The sequence below is a fragment of the Metalysinibacillus jejuensis genome (assembly GCF_003057615.1).
GTDB lineage: Bacteria > Bacillota > Bacilli > Bacillales_A > Planococcaceae > Metalysinibacillus > Metalysinibacillus jejuensis.
This window is the reverse complement of the sequence record NZ_QAFW01000129.1, coordinates 1-1142: the sequence shown is the minus strand read 5'-3', so window position 1 is coordinate 1142 and position 1142 is coordinate 1. Positions and strand designations below refer to the sequence as shown.

General features: G+C 44.6%; 1 protein-coding gene. It reads left to right on the top strand.

Going from position 1 to position 1142, the window contains the following annotated elements; all coding sequences use genetic code 11:
* On the top strand, window positions 1-1120 hold a 1120-nt coding region (locus DDE80_RS14380), incomplete at its 5' end, for an IS4 family transposase (protein ID WP_235612355.1).
* Window positions 1121-1142 lie beyond the last annotated feature (22 nt).

Genomic DNA, 1142 nt, shown 5'->3' with positions numbered 1-1142 from the left:
GAATACCACGATTTTCACACTACTTCAAAACTTTATTTCACAGGAAGAACTCGCGGGTATTCTTACCGAATTCGGCTTTGAAGATACGGCTCGTAAATGCGATGTCCCTACGCTTTTACGTTATTTAGTGGGGGCTGCGACGTTTGAATGGAAAAGCTTGCGTCACGCCGCGGATGTTGCACCAGCGCAGGGCTTACAACCCGTCGACTATTCGACACTTTCGAAACGTTTAGGTGAATTGAATTATCAGATTGTCAAACGTATTTTTGAGGTGATTGTCGGTCGTCTCAACCGAGCGACACGCCGCAAATTAAAGGTGAAAAAAGACGTACTGGCGATGGATTCGACAACGATTACCGTTGGGAAAAATCGCTTACCCTGGGCGCTTTATCACGGTGAACGCTCAGGTATTAAACTACACGTTAGCTTCACGAATACAACAGGGATGCCACTTCACGTCGTGGAAACAACGGGTTTACGACATGATGGGCCAATAGGTGAACAATTGGAGGACAAGCGCTTTATCCTGGTGGCAGACCGCGCGTATTTTGCGCTGGATAAAGTGGATTGTTATGCGCAAACAGGGCAAGATTTTGTGATTCGTTTAAAGGAAAATATCCAATTAAACCGAAAAAAATCGTTGAAACGCACGATGGTAAACGATTCGAACATTCTTGCGGATTTTACATGCACACTTGGAACTGCGCAAAAACAAACCAAAAAGCGTCATCGTGTCGTGGAATTTATCGACTATGAAGGCGCACTTGTACGTGTTGTGACCAATCTTCGTCACGTAACCGCAGAAGACATCGCGGCGATGTACAAAGAACGTTGGGCGATTGAATCGTTTTTTCGCTGGATCAAACAAAATTTAAATGTACCTGTGCTATTTGGCACGACACCCAACGCCGTATTTAGCCAACTGTTCGCAGCACTAATCGCGTATGTGCTACTAAAGTTTTTACACGCACGTATCAATCGAAAATCAGACGTAAAATCCCTGTCATTCGCAGGATTTACACGCCTGTTTCTTTGGCATGCGCTCGATCAACAATGGCAAACGTATGTGGAAGAAACTCTGACCTCAGCTCGATTCATTTATCAAGAAAATGATACGTGAATTTCGCTAATCAACACGTGTG